Below are 17,234 nucleotides of genomic sequence, written 5' to 3'. Positions count from 1 at the left end.
GTAGGGCCATAGTGGGTGACAGCCCCGTACGCGTAATGCAATCAATCGTCCTCGAGTAAGGCGGGACACGTGAAATCCTGTCTGAAATTGGGGGGACCACCCTCCAAGCCTAAGTACTCGTGCATGACCGATAGCGAACTAGTACCGTGAGGGAAAGGTGAAAAGCACCCCGACAAGGGGAGTGAAAGAGTACCTGAAACCGATTGCCTACAAACAGTGGAAGCCCAAGGTTCGTCCTGGGTGACCACGTACCTTTTGTATAATGGGTCAGCGACTTAGTGTGACGAGCAAGCTTAAACCGCTAGGTGTAGGCGCAGCGAAAGCGAGTCTGAATAGGGCGTTCAGTTCGTCGCATTAGACCCGAAACCGAGTGATCTAGCCATGAGCAGGTTGAAGGTAAGGTAACACTTACTGGAGGACCGAACCCATAACTGTTGCAATAGTTCGGGATGACTTGTGGCTAGGGGTGAAAGGCCAATCAAACTCGGAAATAGCTGGTTCTCCGCGAAATCTATTTAGGTAGAGCGTCGACCGAATACCCCAGGGGGTAGAGCACTGGATGGGCTAGGGGTCCTCACCGGATTACCAAACCTAACCAAACTCCGAATACCTGGGAGTACTAGTCGGCAGACACACGGCGGGTGCTAACGTCCGTCGTGAAAAGGGAAACAACCCTGACCTACAGCTAAGGTCCCCAAGTTATGGCTAAGTGGGAAAGGATGTGAGGATCCCAAAACAACCAGGATGTTGGCTTAGAAGCAGCCATCATTTAAAGAAAGCGTAACAGCTCACTGGTCTAAATAAGGGTCTTTGCGCCGAAAATGTAACGGGGCTAAAGCCATACACCGAAGCTTAGGGTTTGGTCCGCAAGGGCCAAGCGGTAGCGGAGCGTTCTGTAAGCTGATGAAGCCATACCCGTGAGGGGTGGTGGAGGTATCAGAAGTGCGAATGCTGACATGAGTAACGTAAGGGGAGTGAGAGACTCCCCCGCCGAAAGACCAAGGGTTCCTGCTTAAAGCTAATCTGAGCAGGGTTAGCCGGCCCCTAAGACGAGGCGGAAACGCGTAGTCGATGGGAACCACGTTAATATTCGTGGGCTTGGAGGTAGTGACGGATCATTGAGGTAGTCCAATCTTATCGGATTGAACGGGCTGCTGCGTGGTTCCAGGAAATAGCTCCTCCTTATAAACCGTACCCGAAACCGACACTGGTGGTCTGGTAGAGTATACCAAGGCGCTTGAGAGAACTATGCTGAAGGAACTCGGCAAATTGCACGCGTAACTTCGGAAGAAGCGTGACCCTTTTCTACGCAAGTAGAGGAGGGTGGCACAGACCAGGGGGTAGCGACTGTTTATCAAAAACACAGGGCTCTGCGAAGTCGCAAGACGACGTATAGGGTCTGACGCCTGCCCGGTGCTGGAAGGTTAAGAGGAGGGGTGCAAGCTCTGAATCGAAGCCCCAGTAAACGGCGGCCGTAACTATAACGGTCCTAAGGTAGCGAAATTCCTTGTCGGGTAAGTTCCGACCTGCACGAATGGCGTAACGACTTCCCCGCTGTCTCCAGCATAGACTCAGTGAAATTGAATTCCCCGTGAAGATGCGGGGTTCCTGCGGTTAGACGGAAAGACCCCGTGCACCTTTACTATAGCTTTACATTGGCATTCGTAGTGGCATGTGTAGGATAGGTGGTAGGCTTTGAAACCTGGGCGCCAGCTCAGGTGGAGCCACCCTTGAAATACCACCCTTATTACTATGGATGTCTAACCGCGGCCCGTTATCCGGGTCCGGGACAATGTATGGTGGGTAGTTTGACTGGGGCGGTCGCCTCCTAAAGAGTAACGGAGGCGCGCGATGGTGGGCTCAGAACGGTCGGAAATCGTTCGCTGAGTGCAATGGCATAAGCCTGCCTGACTGCGAGACTGACAAGTCGAGCAGAGACGAAAGTCGGTCATAGTGATCCGGTGGTCCCGCGTGGAAGGGCCATCGCTCAACGGATAAAAGGTACGCCGGGGATAACAGGCTGATGACCCCCAAGAGTCCATATCGACGGGGTTGTTTGGCACCTCGATGTCGACTCATCGCATCCTGGGGCTGGAGCAGGTCCCAAGGGTATGGCTGTTCGCCATTTAAAGCGGTACGTGAGTTGGGTTCAGAACGTCGTGAGACAGTTCGGTCCCTATCTGCCGTGGGTGTAGGAATATTGAAAGGATCTGTCCCTAGTACGAGAGGACCGGGATGGACGGATCTCTGGTGGACCTGTTGTGGCGCCAGCCGCATAGCAGGGTAGCTATATCCGGACGGGATAACCGCTGAAGGCATCTAAGCGGGAAACCCACCTTAAAACGAGTATTCCCTGAGAACCGTGGAAGACGACCACGTTGATAGGCCGGGTGTGGAAGAGCGGCAACGCTTGAAGCTTACCGGTACTAATAGTTCGATCGGCTTGATCGTTCTCATTCCTTATGCTCATCGCTCCAGAAATGGAGGATGACAGGCACGACAAAGACCAGCGAAAAGCTCCGACAGAGCCCCAGGCCTTACGCCTGATGCTATGTTGCGGCCAATCGCTAGAAACAGCTTCTCGAACAACGTGCGTTTTGCCGACCTGGTGGTTATGGCGGAGCGGCTGCACCCGATCCCATTCCGAACTCGGCCGTGAAACGCTCCAGCGCTGATGGTACTTCGTCTCAAGACGCGGGAGAGTAGGTCGCTGCCAGGTCTGCCAAACGCACGTTGAAATCTTCTCTTTATGAACAAGGCCCGCCAATCGGGAAACCACGGGCCGCGTAAGCGGCCCTTTCAATTGGTGAGCCATCTACCTATTTGTAGGCCTCGGCTTGCAGAAAAGGAAAGCAAGCAAGTGCTTGCCTAGGAACGCAAGCAAACGCTTGCTTAGGGTTGACGCGGGGTGGAGCAGCCCGGTAGCTCGTCAGGCTCATAACCTGAAGGTCACAGGTTCAAATCCTGTCCCCGCAACCAAACTTAATCAAACGGCCCGCTCTGCGGGCCGTTTGCGTTTGGGGACCGGCTTTTGGGAATACGCCGGAAGGGCGCCATTGTTGATCAATCCTGGAGGCTTTAGGAGCCTTTGTCCTGAAAGCGGTTCCAGGCGTGCATGCGGTTGGCCACCTGCACCGCGATCGGATGGAACGGAACCGGCTTCATATTGGTGACCGGAAGCGACATCTGCTCATCCGTGCGCCGCCCTGCCGCCCAGCGGCCGATTTCCTGGCCAAGCGACATGGAGAGTGCCACGCCACGACCGGAATAGACGCCGCCAAACACAAGGCCGGGGGCGAGACGATAAAGGCGTGGCCTGCGGTCTGGCACCACCGCGAATGTCCCGTGCCAATATTCCACCATCTCCGGTTCGCCGCCAAACGCGGGAAAGGCCTTGCCCAGCATGCGCGAGACCTTGGTGCGGCCGCGATCGGCCTCGCCGAACCAGAACGTATGCGTCCCGCCGCTCACCAGCCGATTGTCGCGGTCATAGTGGAAGTAACGGATGTCGTTGCGCATGTCGGACACGGCCGGATTGCCGATAAGGATCTTGGCACGCATGTCCTCCGGCAGAGGGTTGGTCGCCGCCTGGAACACTTTTAGCGGCACCAGCGTCTTCTTGAGGCCCGGCCAGATGTCGCCGGTCAGCGCGTTGGTCGCCAGCACCACCTCCGGTGCGGTGACGCTTCCCGACGCGGTGAAGACGCGCCAGCCGCCTTCCACCTTCTCGATGCGGGTTGCGCGGGAGTTTTCGTGGATGGTCGCGCCTTCGCGCTCCAGCGCCGCGGCAAGGCCGATGGTCATGGCAAACGGGTTGATATGGCCCGAATTGTGCACCATCCAGCCGCCGAGATAGGGACTGCCGATGCGCGCGGTGGCTTCGTCACGGTCCAGGCTGGAGACATTGGCGCCGAAGGCTTTCCACTCCTCATAGAACTGGCGCGTGCGGGCAAGTGTCGCCTCGGTGTGCGCGGGCTGGATCCAGCCTTCCTGCACCTGATGCGCATCGATGTTGAAGCGCTGCATCAGGCCGAAGGCCACGCCGGCGGCATCGGCGACCATGCGGTTGTAGCGGGTGCCGACGGTCTTTCCGTATGCCGCCTCGAATTCCGAAGGCGATGCCTTGGAATGGTGGGAGATGACAAGGCCGTTGTTGCGGCCGGAAGCCGCCGAACCGATCTCGTTGCCTTCGAGCATAATGACATCGACGCCGCTGTCGCGCGCGCCGAGTGCAACTGCCATGCCGGTGAAGCCGCCTCCGACGACCAGCACATCCGTCTTCAAATCGCCCTGCAGTGCCGGCGCCGTCTGGCGCAGATCCGCGGTCTTGCGCCACAGATGCGGCGTCTTCCAGTCGACTTCAAACATGAAGAACTTCCACGGTGGCGCCGCCGAGATAGTGCTCGCTCAAGGCGGAATGCTCGGCCATTTCCTGTGCGGGGGCGTGAAGCTTCACCTTGCCGGTGTTCAGCAGATAGGCGTAGTCGCCGCATTCAAGTGCTAGCTGCACATTCTGTTCGACGAGCAGGATGGAAATGCCGTTGCGCGACAGGTCGAGGATGATGCGGAAGATCTGATGAACGATCTTCGGGGCGAGGCCGAGGGATGGCTCGTCGAGCATCAGAAGTTTCGGCTCGGCCATCAGCGCCCGGCCAATGGCAAGCATCTGTTGCTGGCCGCCGGACATGCGGCTCGCCATACCGTTGCGCCGCTCCTTCAGCACCGGAAAGAGATCGAAGGCCTCGGCGCGCAGCGCTTCGAAGCTCTTGCCGCCGCGGCCAACGTGGGCGGCGACTAGGTTTTCTTCCACCGTCAGGCGTTGGAATATCTGGCGGCCTTCCGGGCAATGGGTGATGCCCAGGCGCACGACCTGCTCCGGCCGCAGGCCGGTGATGTCGCGCCCTTCGAAGGTGATGCTGCCGGCGGTCGGACGCGCAACGCCGGAGATGGAGTTGAGCAGCGTCGTCTTGCCGGCGCCGTTCGGGCCGAGAACAACGACGATCTCGTGCGGATCGACGTCGACGTTTATGTCTTCAAGAACGCCGACGCGTCCGTATCCCGAGCTGAGCCCGGCGATCCTGAGCAGCGGCTCGGATGTCGTCGATGTCATTGGCGGTTCCCAGATAGGCGAGTTGGACGTCGGTGCTGGCCTGCACCTCGGCGGGTGTTCCCTGAAAAAGCAGCTTTCCGTGATGCATGACAATGATGTTGTCGCAGAGCGCCATCACCAGATCCATGTCGTGCTCGACGATGATCGTGATCCGGTCGGGCGAGCGCTGGGCGGCGAGCTTCGCGGTCAGATCCGCCGTCTCATGATGGTTCAGCCCGGCAGCGGGCTCGTCAAGCAGCAGCAGGCGCGGATTGCAAACCAGCGCGCGGGCGATCTCCAGCATGCGCTGGCGGCCATAGGGCAGGCTGCCGGCCTCCGCGTCGGCATGGCCTTGCAGATCGAAAAAACGCAAGATCTCCATGCATTTTTCGCGTCGGTGGTCGCGGCGGGCCGAGGCATAGGGCGGCCACACGACTTCTTTCCATGTGCCGCCGACGTCGCTCGGATAGAAGCAGACCTCGAGGTTTTCGAGCGCGGTCATCTGGTCGAAGAGACGGATGTTCTGATAGGTGCGGGCGACTCCCGAATTGGCGATCTGATATTTCTTGAGCTTGTCCAGGCGTTTGCCGTCGAGCGCTATCGATCCGGCCGAGACGGTGTAGGAGCCGGCGGTCATGTTGATGAGCGTCGACTTACCGGCGCCGTTGGGCCCGATCACACCGTGGATCAGCCCGGGGGCGAAGGAGGCGGTCACGTCATCGATGGCGACGACCTGGCCATATTCCTTTCGCAGTCTGTCGAAAACCAGGGTCATTTGCCGAACAGTCTCCGGATAAGCTTGTCTGGTCCGAAGCTGCGCGGAACGATGCCGGCCGGGCGTACGATGATCAGGAAGATCATCAACAGGCCGAGGAAAAGAATGCGCCATTCGGCGAATTCGCGCAGCACTTCCGGCAGCAGGATCAGGATTGCCGCACCGGCGACGATGCCGAGAATGTTGCCGATGCCGCCGATCACGATCATCAGCACGATCAGCACCGATTCCTGAAGCGTGAAACTCTCCGGGCTGACGAAGCGCTGGGAGGCCGCGAAGATTGCGCCCGCGATCGAACCGATCGTCGCTGAGGTGGCGAAGGCGGCAAGCTTGGCGTTGGTCGTGTTGATGCCGATGCCGCGCGCGGCATCCTGGTCTTCGCGGATCGCTGCCCAGGCCTTGCCGAGGATGGACCGCTCCAGCCGCCAGGCCACAAGGCCGGCCAGGAGCACGACGACAAGCAGGAGCCAGAAGAAATCGACCGGCCGGGCGATCTGGATGCCGAGGATCGAAGCCTTGTCGAGGCGGGCTATGCCTTTCGGCCCGCCGGTAAGCCAGTCGACATTGTTGATGATGATGCGCACGATCTCGCCGAAGCCGAGTGTGACGATGGCAAGATAGTCGCCGCGCAATCTCAACACCGGGATGCCGAGCAATATGCCGGTGATCGCACCAAGGCTGGCGGCTACCAGCAGAATGACCAGGAAGGGCAGGTGCAGGTCGAGCTGAGGGCTGGCAAGCAGTGCGTAGCTGTAGGCGCCGACCGCATAGAAGGCGACGAAGCCGAGATCGAGCAGGCCAGTATAGCCAATCACGATGTTCAGGCCGATGCCGAGCAAGATGTAGATCAGCAGGCTGTCGATGACACGGATATAGTAATTGGGCAGGAAGGGCGTCGCCGCGATCAGCGCGATTGCTACGGCAAAGACAAGGAACGCGACGGCCCGGCTTGAACGCGGCCTGGCAGCCGCGAGGCTCTCGGCGACGGACATCAGAACTCCCTCTTGTACACGATGCTTTCCTCGGACACGGCCTCGCCCAATATGCCGGCGGGGCGAACGAGAAGCACGAGTATGAGGATCGCGAAGGTGAGCACATCGCGATATTCGGTGCCCAGCACGCCATGGGTGATGACGGGCAGCAGCGCGGTTCCGCCGACTTCGACGAAGGCGAGGATGAAGGCGCCAAGCATGGCGCCGGGAATGGAACCGATGCCGCCGAGGATCGCCGCGGTGAAGGCCTTCAGGCCAATGACGGCGCCCATCGTCGGCGACATGATGCCGTAATAGCTGGCATAGAGGATGCCGCCGGCCGCGCCGAGCAGCGGGCCGACGAAGAATACCATCGAGATCGCGCCGTTGACGTTGATGCCCAGAAGCTGTGCGGTCGGGCGGCTTTCCGAAACGGCACGCACGATGATGCCGATACGGCTGCGGTTAACGAGGAAATGCAGACTGAGCATCAACACGAAGGCGGCGACGAGGATGCCGATCTGCATCGAGGTGATGGTGCCACCCAGCACTTCATAGCGGACGACAGGGAAGAAGCTCGGAAAGGCGACCGGCTGCGGGCCGGCAAGAATCTGCATGCCGGTGACCAGCGAGAGCGAAACGCCAAGTGAGGACAGCATCGGCGCAAGCCGGGTGGAATTTCGCAACGGTTTGTAGGCAACGCGTTCAATGCCGACGCCGATGAAGCCGACCAGGAAGACAGCGACGACAAAGGCCACGGTAAGCGCGATCGCGCCCGCCATGCCGACATCGCCGACCAGCATGGAGAGGATCAGAAAGGCGACATAGGCACCGAGCATGAACATCTCGCCATGAGCGAAATTGATCATGCGCAGCACGCCATAGACCATCGTGTAGCCGAGCGCGATCAGCGCGTAGATCGAGCCGATGGTCAACGCGTTGACCGTCTGTTGAATGAGGTTTCCCAGCATGGGCCGGTGTCCTGTGCAATGGGTTCCCGATCGACGGTCCGTCGCACTCTTGTCAGGCGCGGCCGTCGACAGGCAAGAGGAGCCGCCTTTAAAAAGGCAGGCGGCTCCGGCGCCCGGCTGCTATTTCGAGCCGACAAGCTGGAACTTCGATCCCTCGACCTTGTAGAGGTACGATGGGGCGACTTTAAGTTCGCCCGTTTCGTCGAATTCCAGTTCACCCACGGCGGTCTTGACCTTGACCGCGTGCAGCGCCGTGTTGATGTCCTCGCGCGTCAGGCCCTTGGTCGTCTTCAGCACTTGTTCGAGGATCTGGCCCTGAACATAGCCATAGATCGAGTAAGGGCCGGCTTCTTCGCCGTACTTGGCCTTGTAGAGTTTGGCGAACTCGGCGATCTCCGGCGAGGCATCCATCGGCGGCACCTGGATGGCGACGAGCGTGCCCTGGACGTTGGGCTCGCCGGCCTGTTTGATCAGGTCCGGCGTATAGCCGCCGTCGGGTACGATCAGGGTGGCGGTGATGCCTTGCTCATGCATCTGTTTTGCAAAGAGCGCCAGCTGCGGCATGACGGCACCGAGATAGATGACGTCGGGCTTCTTCGGCTTGATCTGCGCCAGCACGGCGGCGAAGTCCACATCGCTTGGCGCGACCGAAATCGTGTCGATGACCTTGCCGCCGCCATTCTCGAAGTTCTTGGCGAAGATTTCGGAGATTCCCTGGCCGAAAACCTGCTTGTCGTTGACGACCAGCGCCGTCTTGGCGCCAAGCTTGCCGAGCGCGTATTCAGCCGGCAGCAGCGCGCCCGCCAGATCGTTCGCGACCGGGCGCACCATAAGCTTGTAGCCCTGCTTGGTCAGCGATGGGTTGGAGCCGAAGGTCATCGTCGGCAGCGAGCAATCCTCATAGATCGGCAAGGTGGACTGGGCGACGCCGGAATTGAAGTTGACGAGGCCGAGGACGACCTGGTCATTGTCGCAGAACTTCTGCGCCACGAGCGTTCCCTCGCGTGGATCTGCCTTGTCGTCTTCCTGTTCATAGGCGACGGTCACACCATTGACCCCGCCATCGGCGTTCAGCTTGTCGACATAGAGCTTGAAGCCATTATGCCATGTGGTGCCGAAATAGGCCTGCGGGCCGGAGAGCGGAGCGGATAGACCAATCGTGATCTGCTCGGCCATGGCCGGGCCCGCGAATAGCGATGCTCCGAGAAGGAGTGTGGCGATAAATTTTCTCATGATGGTTCCCCTTGGCTACTGGTCACAGCAGGAGCGGCCGTTCCGGTCTTCTCTCCCCTTGGAACCCATCGAAGCAGACAAAGAGACTGTCGTCAAGAAAGTGTCGACACTATTGCGTTCAATTTCGTGCTCAGATATCGATTATGCGTCGCGTGCCCTTCGCCGGCGCTTCAGATCAGCGCCGTTGCCGGGCGCGAACACCTTGAGCAGGGCGTCCTTGAGCGCCTGTTGCGTGGCGGAGACGGTCATTTCGATATGTTCGCGCAGCAGTTTCATGCCGTTTTCGGCATCCCGCCTGACGGCGGCATCGACGATGGCCGAATGGGAGGTGATCTGCGCCTTGTCATGCGAGGGATGTTCGATCTGGATGCGGCGGATGAAGCGGATGCGCGCATTGATGGAGCTGAGCTGGCCGACAAGTTCCGGATTTCCCGACAGTTCGGCAATGAGCAGATGGAAGCCTTCGTCCTCGGCCAGGATGACATCCGGCGGCTGGTCCGGGTAGGCGTCGACGATCGCTTCCCAGTAGCTCCGCAGCCGGTCGATTTCACTGTCGTCGGCGCGTTCGCACATCAGCTTGAAAGCAGCGCATTCGATGATCGAGCGGAACTCGTAGAGGTCGAGCAGGCCCTCGGTGCTGAGGCTTCTGACGAAAAAGCCGCGATTGGGCGTGAGCGAAACGAAACCCTCGGAGGCGAGCCGGTTCAGCGCCTCGCGGATCGGTGTGCGCGAAACGCCGAGGCTGCGCGAAAGCTGGACCTCATTGATGCGTTCCCCGGGCTTCAGCTTGAACTCCACCAGAAGCTTGCGGATGGTGTTGTAGGCGCGTTCGCTGCTGTCGGCAGCGCGGCGCGTTTCGGCCTCGGCGGCAAGGGACGGATCGCTATCGGCGCTGGTCTCGGCTCGTTCGGTCACGACGATTCTCATCTGATTTGTATGCAGGTTGTGTCTACACTTTGTAGAGCGCCTTTCTTTCCCAACTTCGTCTGAATGGCAAGCAGCAGGTTCAAATCCGGGGGACAACAATGATTGTAGGCATTCTTGGTGTCGGGCATCTGGCGACGTCCATGCTGGCTGGTTTCCTGCGTTCCGGGCTCGATCCCACAGCAATCGTGCTGTCGCCGCGCGGCAAGGCCGCTGCACTTTGCGCCCGGCATGGTTTTCGGTTGGCAACCGACAATCGCGATCTCGTCGAACGGTCCGATGTCGTCATTGTCGCCGTACGGCCGGCGCATGCGCCGGACGCGGTCGCTGGTTTGCCGTGGCGCAAGGACCAAGTGGTGGTTTCGGTTTGCGCCGGTGTACCGCTGTCGCGGTTCGCTGTCGCGCCTGCGCGCGCTGTGCGCGCCATGCCGTTCACGGCTTCCGAAATCTGTGCCAGTCCGACGATCTATTTCCCCGACATTGAGCAGGCGCAGGCGGTTCTCGACCGGCTCGGCCCCTCGATTGCGCTCGCCAGCGAAACGGACTTCGAGGTGGCGACGGTCAATGCCGCCGTCTATGGCTGGGTGCAGGATCTGATCCGCAAAACGGCGGAATGGTCGAGCACGCAAGGTCTCGATCCGGCAATTGGCCGCAGGCTGACGGCGCTGACATTCGTGGCCGCCGGGCGGCTGATTGAGGAGAAGGACCAGCCGATGGACCAAATGCTCGAGGAGCTAGTGACACCGGGCGGCATCACCGAGCGGGGCCTGCAGGTGCTTTCGGCGCGTGGTGTGCCTGCGGCCTGGGAGGAGGCTTGCACGGCCGTGCTCGACAAATTGATGGGACCAGACTGAGGCGCGGCGTCGCTGGCGCCACGCAGTCGCTCAGCGTTGCGGCGCGGGCGGATAGGTATGACCGCCGGGTGCCTGTTCGCTTGGCGCAACGATCAGTTCGGCGATGTCGACATGGTCCGGCATCCGCAGCGCGGCAACAAGCACGGCGGCAATGTCGGCCGGGCCGAGCGGCCGCTGTTGCGAGTACATGCGCTTGTGCAGGCCCTCGCGGTCGCCGTCGAAGGCCTTCAGGTAGAAATCCGTTTCCACGCGGCCGGGGGCGATCTCGGTCAGCCGCACGCCGGTGCCCGCGAGATCGAAGCGCAGGATGCGGCCAGCCTGGGAAAGGCCGGCCTTTGCCGCACCGTAGGTTGTCGTGCCGGGAAAGACGCCGCTGGCTGCCGTGCTGGTCAGGTTGAAGATGTGGCCACGCTTGCGCGCGATCATGCCTGGCAGCAACAGGCGGATGAGCTGCAATGGCGCCGTGAGGTTCAGCGCCACCACCTCGGCTGTTTCCTCCGCGCTCTGCTCATGCAGGGGGCGCACGGTCGCCAGACCGCCGGCGTTGTTGATGAGCACATCGATTTCCGCCGCACCGAGCGCTGAAGCGATTGCCTCGTGGTCGCGCACATCGGCAACGAGCGGCTTTACGCGTGACCCGAGCCTCGCCTGCAGAATCTGCAGCGCGTCATGGTTGCGCGCCAGCGCATGGACGGTCAAACCTTCCGCGACCAGGCTTTCGACGATTGCCGCGCCGATGCCTTTCGAGGCGCCGGTGACGAGGGCGGTGCGATAGGTCATGGCCATTCTCCTGAACCGTGATGATCAGAGCAATTCCAGGAAAAGTGTGAAACGGTTTTCCGTCCGGAATTGCGTCAAAACAAAGAGTTAGAGCGCGCCGTGTGCGGCCATCGTTTTCAAGATGCCGACGAGGCCAGCCTCGCGCGCGGCCTTCAGGTCGTCCTGGCTGCGTCCGTCCACCGCCGCATTTGTCGAAGCCGTGATGGCGCGGATGGTCTCGCTGTCGAGCTTTGCGTCCAGCAGCGTGTCCCAGATCGCCTGGTATGTCGGGCCATATTTGCGCAGGAAGTCCTCGATGCTATCGGCGTTGAGGCTGTTGGAAATGAACGAACCTTGCAGGGTCCATTTCGCACCCGGCCCATACATGAAGGCACGATCCACGTCCTCGACCGAGGCGACGCCGTCGCGCACCAGGGCGATCGCCTCGCGCCACATGGCGCCCATCAGGCGCAAGGCGATATGGCCGGTCACTTCCCGGTTGAGCGTCACCGGTTTCTTGCCGATGGCCTCGTAGATGACGTGTGCCCGGGCGATCGCCTGCGGATCCGACGCCTTGCCGCCGACGATCTCGACCAGCGGCATCAGATGCGCCGGATTGAAGGGATGACCGAGCACGACGCGGCCGGGCAGGCGGCACTCACCCTGCATGTCGGAAACCAGCAGGGCAGATGAGGAGGAAGCGATGACGACCTCGTCGCCGATATGGTCTTCGATTTCGGCCAGCAGCCGGCGCTTGAGGGCGAGGTCTTCCGGACCGTTTTCCTGCACGAAATCGACACCTTCGAGCGTCTCGGCGAGTGTCGGAAAAAGATGGATCGCGCCGGGCGCGTGCGAGGGGCCCTTCAACGCGTCTAGGTCGGCCATGAGTGCAGGCAGCACCTCATTGAAGGCCGCTTCGCGCCGCTCCGTCGGGTCGAACACGCGCACCGCGTGGCCGGCATGGGCAAAGCAAGCCGTCCAACGCTGCCCGATGACGCCGAAACCGACAATGCCGATGGTCAGTTTTTGCATCACCCGGCCTTCCTTCCGTCAAGCGCTGCGCGGAAGGCCTCGTTGAGGTCATTCCACGGGATGAGGAGATCGAGCCAGGCGCCGATCCGTCCGGCAACCAGGATTGCCTCGTCGATCAGGGCGTCGAAAGGATGGTCGTCGCCCATCGCCGCCTTGAGGCGGAAAAGCAGGGCCGGCGTTTCCTCCATGTGGCAGAAGTCGCGCAGCCGGGTCGCGGTCTTGTCGAGTGCGATTGCTGCCGCCTGGCGCATCACCAATTCGTCCTTCCTGCCGCGCTCGGCGTGGACCCACCACAGGAATTCGTGCAGCACCCGCGCTTCCGACTCCGCGGTGAAGACGGGACCTGCCGGGTGCATGATGGCGCGTGACGCGGTGACCCGGCTGATGTCGGCGGGACAGGACGCCCACAGCGCCTTGCGCGCGGCGATGATATCCTGCGGCAATGGCGACGGCGGCGATGGCTCGGACACGCTGCCATCCGACCGGACAAGCGTGCCTTCCAGAATACGGCGGCCCTGGTCCCGCTTCAGCGTTGCGGCAAGCTCGGCAATGCCTTCCACCGGCGCGTCGAGATGGCCGAGCACGGTGATCTCGGCATTTTCTGCCTGGAGCGGCGCGAAGGTGATTTCGAGGAACTGCCGCACCGGCCAGTAGATGAAGGCGCCGGCGGTTGCGGAAAGCACATGCGTAGCACCCTCGATATCCTCGACGAAGGGAGCATGCCAATAGATATGGCTGCCGGCGATTTTGGGCGTGTGAAGCTGCAGACGCATGGGCAGGGCCAAAAGCAGCGCACGGCGCGTGCGCTCGGCATCGCCGGTCAGGCGCAGCGGCCAGCTGCGCCCTTCAGCCGAGAAGATCAGGTCCATCTTACTTTCCGGGATTGAAGAAGGAGACGGGTTTGAGGATCTGGTTGCGCATGTCGAGAAGATAGTCGGTCTCGATCACCTTGCGCCGATACGCCTGCCATTCGGGATCGGCCTCCATGCGGTCGCGCCGGTCCTCCCGGTCGGCCAGGCTTTCATATTTCCACAGATGCACGGTGCGCGACAGGTCGCCGATGTGCGTCTGGAAGAAGCCGAAGGGCTCGCCCAGATAATGCTGCTGCATCGGCAGGCCGACGTCTTCATAGAGTTTCAGGAAATGCGACAGCTTGTTCGGGCGGGCGGTATAGGTGCGATGGTCGAAAATCATATCGAGCACTCCTTCTGGCGTTCTGTATCCGGTGCCTTCGGCGCCGGCGTGATGGTCTTGTCGGCTCAGCCGGCGCTTCGCACCGTCTCGGTGATCAGCCGGGCTGTGAGCGCCGGTGCTTCAATCTGCGGTACATGGCCGACGCCATCGAGAAGATGAACAGCAGTGAAGCCTGGCGCGCGGACTGCATGAGCGACCGGGATGACGCGGTCGAGCCTGCCCCAGATGAACCGCGTCGGTACGGCGAGCTCGGCAAGCGCGCCCGCGAGATCGAAACCCTGCGTGCCGTCCGGGAACAGGCTTTCGGCCATCGCAGCGAGCGCGTCGCGATTGCCGATCTTTTCCATCTGCCTGAGCGCGGCCTGCGCATAGCCGACCGGCAAGGCCGATGGGTCGCCGACCATCACCGTCAGCCACCGCTCCAGGGCCTGCACCGTGGTCGCGCGGGCGAGACCGGCAATGAAGCCGGCATTGATCTCGGGGCCAAGCCCGCCAGGGGCAAGGAGCGTGACAGAGCGCACCGTAAGACGGCCAAGTCGGGCGAGCGCGAGAGCCGCCGCACCGCCGAGGGAATGGCCAACGAGATGGGCATTGCCGACGCCCATATCCTCCAGCCGGTCGGAGAGGAGGAAGGCGATCTCCTCGATGCTGCTTGCGGGTCTTGCCGCTTCCGCACCATGGCCGGGCAGGTCGAGGCTGATCGTCTCGATCCCCGGCCCGAGCAAGGGCACGACCTGCCGCCACACCGAGCGATCCGCCCCGAAGCCGTGGATGAGGACTACCGGCACCGTCTGCCGGGCCAGCGTCGGCGCGGCAACAGGCGATGCCTGGGCTGCAGCCGGCGTTCGCAGGACCGCGCCGTCATGTTCGTTCGAGCGGGCGGCAAGGATGGAATCGATGTCGCGCTTCTTGATGCGCCCATGCGGGCCGCTTCCCGAAATGGCGGCAAGGTCGAGCCCAGCCGCGGCGGCAAGCCGCCGGGCCAGCGGGCTGGCGATTGCACGGCTGCCGGGCGGCCGGATGGAAGAGGGCGCTTCGCTGGCCACAGGCTCGCTCGGATTGGGTTCCGCAGCCGTTGCCGTGGCCAGCGCGATCGAAGCGGATTGGCTAGCGATCGGCTTCTCGCCAACTATCGGTTTCTCGTCCGCGATCGTGCCGAGCACGGCGCCCACCGGCGCTTCCTGTCCCTCGGCGAAGAAGATTTCCGCCAGCCAGCCGTCGCGGTCGGCTTCGATTTCGGTTGCGGCCTTGGCCGTTTCGACGGTGACGAGAAGATCGCCCGCCTTGACCGAATCACCTGATTTCACCGCCCAGCCGATCACCAGCACGGCTTCCATATATTCGCCGCCGGCACTGTCGATGCTGATCGGATGGGTCGCCATCGCCGCCTCCGTCACTTCAGTGTCTTCAGCGCGGCCGTGCGGATCTTCTCGGCACTTGGCAGCATCGCCGTTTCCAGCGGTTCGGAATAGGGGATCGGCATATCCGGCAGCGTGACGCGCGCGACAGGCGCGTCCAATTCGTCGAAGGCGTGGTCCATGATCGTTGCCGAGAGCTCGGCGGCGTAGCCGCAGAAGCGCCAGCCCTCGTTGACCACCACGGCATGGTGCGTTTTCGCGATCGAGGCGACGATGGCGTTGACATCGAGCGGGCGCAGCGACCGGAGGTCGACGATTTCGGCTGAAACACCGTTTGCTGCGAGAAGGTCGGCGGCTTTCAGGGCCTCGACCACCATCTTGGAGGTGGCGAATATCGAGATATCGCTGCCCTCGCGCATCGTTGCCGCCTTGCCGAGAGGCACGATCACATCGCCTTCCGGCACCTCGCCGCGGGTGTTGTAGAGCAGCTTGTGCTCAAGGAAGACGACCGGCTGGTCGTCGCGGATCGCGGCCTTCAGCATGCCCTTGGCATCGGCCGGCGTCGAAGGCGCGACGACCTTGATGCCGGGTATGTGGGCAAGCATGGAATCGAGCGACTTGGAGTGCTGTGCGCCCGCACCGGCGCCGCCGCCGCCCTGCGTGCGCAGCACGAACGGCATCTTCACCTGGCCGTTCCAGATATAGTTGTAGATCGAGGCCTGGTTGACCAGCGCATCGAGCGTCAGCGGCACGAAATCCGCATACATGATTTCAAGCACCGGACGGGTACCGGTCATGGCGGCGGTCACCGCCATGGCGGTCAGCGCCTGTTCGGAGATCGGCGTGTCGCGCACCCGCGTTTCGCCGAATTCCTCCATCAGCCCTTTCGTCACCTTGAAGACGCCGCCATAGCGGCCGATGTCCTCGCCGAAAACGAACACGGAAGGGTCGGCCTGCATCTCTTCGCGCAGTGCTGCATTGAGCGCTTCGGCGTACCGCATCATGGCCATGTCAGTGCGCCTCGCTGTAGGGGTTGCAGGCTTCGTCGAGCGAGAATTCGGGCATCGGGTCGGAGAGGGCGGCGGCGAATGCCTCGTCTACCTCGGCCTTGGCCGCGGCCTCGATCCCGGCGAGTTTCGCCTCGCCGACGTCGCCCAAGAGCGCCTTGCGCGAGACCAGCAGAGGGTCACGCGCCTTCCAGGCCGCAATGTCCTCCGGCTTCTGGTAGCCGCCCATGTCGGAGGTGGAAAAACCCTCGATGCGGTAGGTCTTGCATTCGACCATGCCGGGACCCTCGCCACGCCGGGCACGCTCGACCATGGTCGACACGGCGCGGTAGACGGCCACCGCGTCATTGCCGTCGACGATTTCGGCGGGCATCGCATAGCCGGCGGCGCGGATCGACAGATCCTCGACCGGCGACTGGACTTCGGTGGGAACGGTCAGGCCAAACTGGTTGTGTTCGAGCACGAAGACGACCGGCAGCTTCCACAGCCCGGCCATGTTCATGGCCTCGTGGCAGATGCCGGTTTGCGCGGCGCCGTCGCCGAAAACGCACATGGCGACATTGCCGGTGCCGAGGATCTGCATCGACAGCGCCATGCCGGTGGCGGCCGGAATGCCCGCGCCGACTATGGCGTTGCCGCCGATCACGCCCTTTTCGGCATCGGCCACCAGCATGTGGCCGGCGCGCCCGCCGCAGGCACCAGTGGCCCGCCCGAAGATCTCGGCCACCACGGGGTGCACGGCCATGCCCTTGCCGATATAGACCGCGTGGCCGCGATGAGTGGTGGCGACCTTGTCACCCGCCTCCAGTACGGCGGTCGCGGCGACACCGACGGCTTCCTGGCCATCGCAGCGATGGATCGGGCCGCGCGTGCGTCCCTCCTTGTGAAGCGCTCCAAGCCCCTCTTCCAGATGCCGCACCAGCAGCATCCGGCGATAGATTTCCAGATGTTGTTCGACGGAAGGAGTGTTTTTCACTGGTATCCCCGAGTTCGTGCCGAAATTAAATACAAAAGTGTCGACACTTTGCAAGCGCTTCTGCAAGATAGGGCAAAACAAGTTTGTGAAA

15 protein-coding genes, 1 tRNA gene and 2 rRNA genes (1 of these 18 cut by a window edge) are annotated in these 17,234 nt (G+C 61.8%); 4 read left to right on the top strand and 14 right to left on the bottom strand.

Annotated features, from left to right (window positions below):
* The 3 genes from EJ076_RS32560 to EJ076_RS32550 all read left to right on the top strand — a co-directional run.
* Window positions 1–2,451: ribosomal RNA gene (locus EJ076_RS32560) — 23S ribosomal RNA — on the top strand (it extends 371 nt beyond the left edge of the window).
* Window positions 2,452–2,604: 153 nt separating this feature from the next.
* Window positions 2,605–2,719 (top strand): 5S ribosomal RNA (gene rrf, locus EJ076_RS32555).
* 183 nt (window positions 2,720–2,902) lie between these two features.
* Window positions 2,903–2,979, top strand: a tRNA-Met gene (locus tag EJ076_RS32550).
* A gap of 99 nt (window positions 2,980–3,078) precedes the next feature.
* Here EJ076_RS32550 and EJ076_RS32545 read toward each other — a convergent pair.
* From EJ076_RS32545 to EJ076_RS32515, 7 genes are all read right to left on the bottom strand, one after another.
* Complete coding sequence (locus EJ076_RS32545; RefSeq protein ID WP_126070630.1) at window positions 3,079–4,368, bottom strand: FAD-dependent oxidoreductase; 1,290 nt, start codon at window positions 4,366–4,368, stop codon at window positions 3,079–3,081.
* Window positions 4,361–5,110 (bottom strand): ABC transporter ATP-binding protein, encoded by a 750-nt coding sequence (locus tag EJ076_RS32540; protein WP_109658634.1) that lies wholly within the window; start codon window positions 5,108–5,110, stop codon window positions 4,361–4,363. Before EJ076_RS32540 ends, EJ076_RS32545 begins: the two co-directional genes overlap by 8 nt.
* Window positions 5,034–5,864: an ABC transporter ATP-binding protein gene (locus tag EJ076_RS32535; RefSeq protein WP_109658635.1), complete on the bottom strand. Its 831-nt coding sequence runs from the start codon at window positions 5,862–5,864 to the stop codon at window positions 5,034–5,036. The genes EJ076_RS32540 and EJ076_RS32535 overlap by 77 nt, the downstream gene beginning before the upstream one ends.
* On the bottom strand, window positions 5,861–6,856 hold the full coding sequence (locus EJ076_RS32530) for a branched-chain amino acid ABC transporter permease (protein WP_109658636.1): 996 nt from the start codon (window positions 6,854–6,856) through the stop codon (window positions 5,861–5,863). The genes EJ076_RS32535 and EJ076_RS32530 overlap by 4 nt, the downstream gene beginning before the upstream one ends.
* Window positions 6,856–7,806 carry a branched-chain amino acid ABC transporter permease gene (locus EJ076_RS32525; RefSeq protein WP_245462928.1) on the bottom strand — a complete coding sequence of 317 codons (951 nt, stop codon included), beginning with the start codon at window positions 7,804–7,806 and terminating at the stop codon, window positions 6,856–6,858. The genes EJ076_RS32530 and EJ076_RS32525 overlap by 1 nt, the downstream gene beginning before the upstream one ends.
* Window positions 7,807–7,926: 120 nt before the next feature.
* A complete protein-coding gene (locus EJ076_RS32520) occupies window positions 7,927–8,982 on the bottom strand; it encodes a branched-chain amino acid ABC transporter substrate-binding protein (protein ID WP_164548789.1) in 1,056 nt (351 codons plus the stop codon).
* A gap of 198 nt (window positions 8,983–9,180) precedes the next feature.
* Window positions 9,181–9,954 carry a GntR family transcriptional regulator gene (locus EJ076_RS32515; RefSeq protein WP_164548788.1) on the bottom strand — a complete coding sequence of 258 codons (774 nt, stop codon included), beginning with the start codon at window positions 9,952–9,954 and terminating at the stop codon, window positions 9,181–9,183.
* A gap of 110 nt (window positions 9,955–10,064) precedes the next feature.
* On the opposite strand from EJ076_RS32515, the gene EJ076_RS32510 reads away from it, so the two are divergent.
* Window positions 10,065–10,817: an NAD(P)-binding domain-containing protein gene (locus EJ076_RS32510; RefSeq protein WP_126070629.1), complete on the top strand. Its 753-nt coding sequence runs from the start codon at window positions 10,065–10,067 to the stop codon at window positions 10,815–10,817.
* Between the two features lie 30 nt (window positions 10,818–10,847).
* Here the strand turns inward: EJ076_RS32510 and EJ076_RS32505 are convergent, their stop codons facing one another.
* The 7 genes from EJ076_RS32505 to EJ076_RS32475 form a co-directional block, all read right to left on the bottom strand.
* Entirely contained in the window at window positions 10,848–11,597 is a 750-nt protein-coding gene (locus EJ076_RS32505) for an SDR family oxidoreductase (RefSeq protein WP_164548787.1), read from the bottom strand.
* A gap of 87 nt (window positions 11,598–11,684) precedes the next feature.
* Window positions 11,685–12,608 carry a 3-hydroxyacyl-CoA dehydrogenase NAD-binding domain-containing protein gene (locus tag EJ076_RS32500; RefSeq protein WP_126070627.1) on the bottom strand — a complete coding sequence of 308 codons (924 nt, stop codon included), beginning with the start codon at window positions 12,606–12,608 and terminating at the stop codon, window positions 11,685–11,687.
* A complete protein-coding gene (locus EJ076_RS32495) occupies window positions 12,608–13,477 on the bottom strand; it encodes a hypothetical protein (RefSeq protein WP_126070626.1) in 870 nt (289 codons plus the stop codon). Before EJ076_RS32495 ends, EJ076_RS32500 begins: the two co-directional genes overlap by 1 nt.
* A 1-nt stretch (window position 13,478) precedes the next feature.
* On the bottom strand, window positions 13,479–13,802 hold the full coding sequence (locus EJ076_RS32490; RefSeq protein WP_109658643.1) for an NIPSNAP family protein: 324 nt from the start codon (window positions 13,800–13,802) through the stop codon (window positions 13,479–13,481).
* Window positions 13,803–13,867: 65 nt separating this feature from the next.
* Complete coding sequence (locus EJ076_RS32485; protein WP_126070625.1) at window positions 13,868–15,184, bottom strand: acetoin dehydrogenase dihydrolipoyllysine-residue acetyltransferase subunit; 1,317 nt, start codon at window positions 15,182–15,184, stop codon at window positions 13,868–13,870.
* 11 nt (window positions 15,185–15,195) lie between these two features.
* Window positions 15,196–16,170, bottom strand: coding sequence for an alpha-ketoacid dehydrogenase subunit beta (locus EJ076_RS32480; protein WP_126070624.1), 975 nt, complete (start codon window positions 16,168–16,170; stop codon window positions 15,196–15,198).
* A 1-nt stretch (window position 16,171) separates the two neighbouring features.
* Window positions 16,172–17,143 carry a thiamine pyrophosphate-dependent dehydrogenase E1 component subunit alpha gene (locus EJ076_RS32475; protein WP_164548786.1) on the bottom strand — a complete coding sequence of 324 codons (972 nt, stop codon included), beginning with the start codon at window positions 17,141–17,143 and terminating at the stop codon, window positions 16,172–16,174.
* Between the last annotated feature and the right edge of the window lie 91 nt (window positions 17,144–17,234).

Origin of the sequence: Mesorhizobium sp. M7D.F.Ca.US.005.01.1.1 (assembly GCF_003952545.1) — a bacterium.
Taxonomy (GTDB): domain Bacteria; phylum Pseudomonadota; class Alphaproteobacteria; order Rhizobiales; family Rhizobiaceae; genus Mesorhizobium; species Mesorhizobium loti.
This window is presented reverse-complemented; position numbering and strand designations above follow the sequence as displayed.

Coding starts and splice junctions, on each gene's coding strand:
- EJ076_RS32505 (WP_164548787.1), bottom strand. CDS start 11,597: ATGACCTATCGCACCGCCCTCGTCACCGGCGCCTCGAAAGGCATCGGC.
- EJ076_RS32520 (WP_164548789.1), bottom strand. CDS start 8,982: ATGGCCGAGCAGATCACGATTGGTCTATCCGCTCCGCTCTCCGGCCCG.
- EJ076_RS32495 (WP_126070626.1), bottom strand. CDS start 13,477: ATGGACCTGATCTTCTCGGCTGAAGGGCGCAGCTGGCCGCTGCGCCTG.
- EJ076_RS32500 (WP_126070627.1), bottom strand. CDS start 12,608: ATGCAAAAACTGACCATCGGCATTGTCGGTTTCGGCGTCATCGGGCAG.
- EJ076_RS32510 (WP_126070629.1), top strand. CDS start 10,065: ATGATTGTAGGCATTCTTGGTGTCGGGCATCTGGCGACGTCCATGCTG.
- EJ076_RS32480 (WP_126070624.1), bottom strand. CDS start 16,170: ATGGCCATGATGCGGTACGCCGAAGCGCTCAATGCAGCACTGCGCGAA.
- EJ076_RS32490 (WP_109658643.1), bottom strand. CDS start 13,802: ATGATTTTCGACCATCGCACCTATACCGCCCGCCCGAACAAGCTGTCG.
- EJ076_RS32530 (WP_109658636.1), bottom strand. CDS start 6,856: ATGTCCGTCGCCGAGAGCCTCGCGGCTGCCAGGCCGCGTTCAAGCCGG.
- EJ076_RS32535 (WP_109658635.1), bottom strand. CDS start 5,864: ATGACCCTGGTTTTCGACAGACTGCGAAAGGAATATGGCCAGGTCGTC.
- EJ076_RS32525 (WP_245462928.1), bottom strand. CDS start 7,806: ATGCTGGGAAACCTCATTCAACAGACGGTCAACGCGTTGACCATCGGC.
- EJ076_RS32540 (WP_109658634.1), bottom strand. CDS start 5,110: ATGACATCGACGACATCCGAGCCGCTGCTCAGGATCGCCGGGCTCAGC.
- EJ076_RS32485 (WP_126070625.1), bottom strand. CDS start 15,184: ATGGCGACCCATCCGATCAGCATCGACAGTGCCGGCGGCGAATATATG.
- EJ076_RS32545 (WP_126070630.1), bottom strand. CDS start 4,368: ATGTTTGAAGTCGACTGGAAGACGCCGCATCTGTGGCGCAAGACCGCG.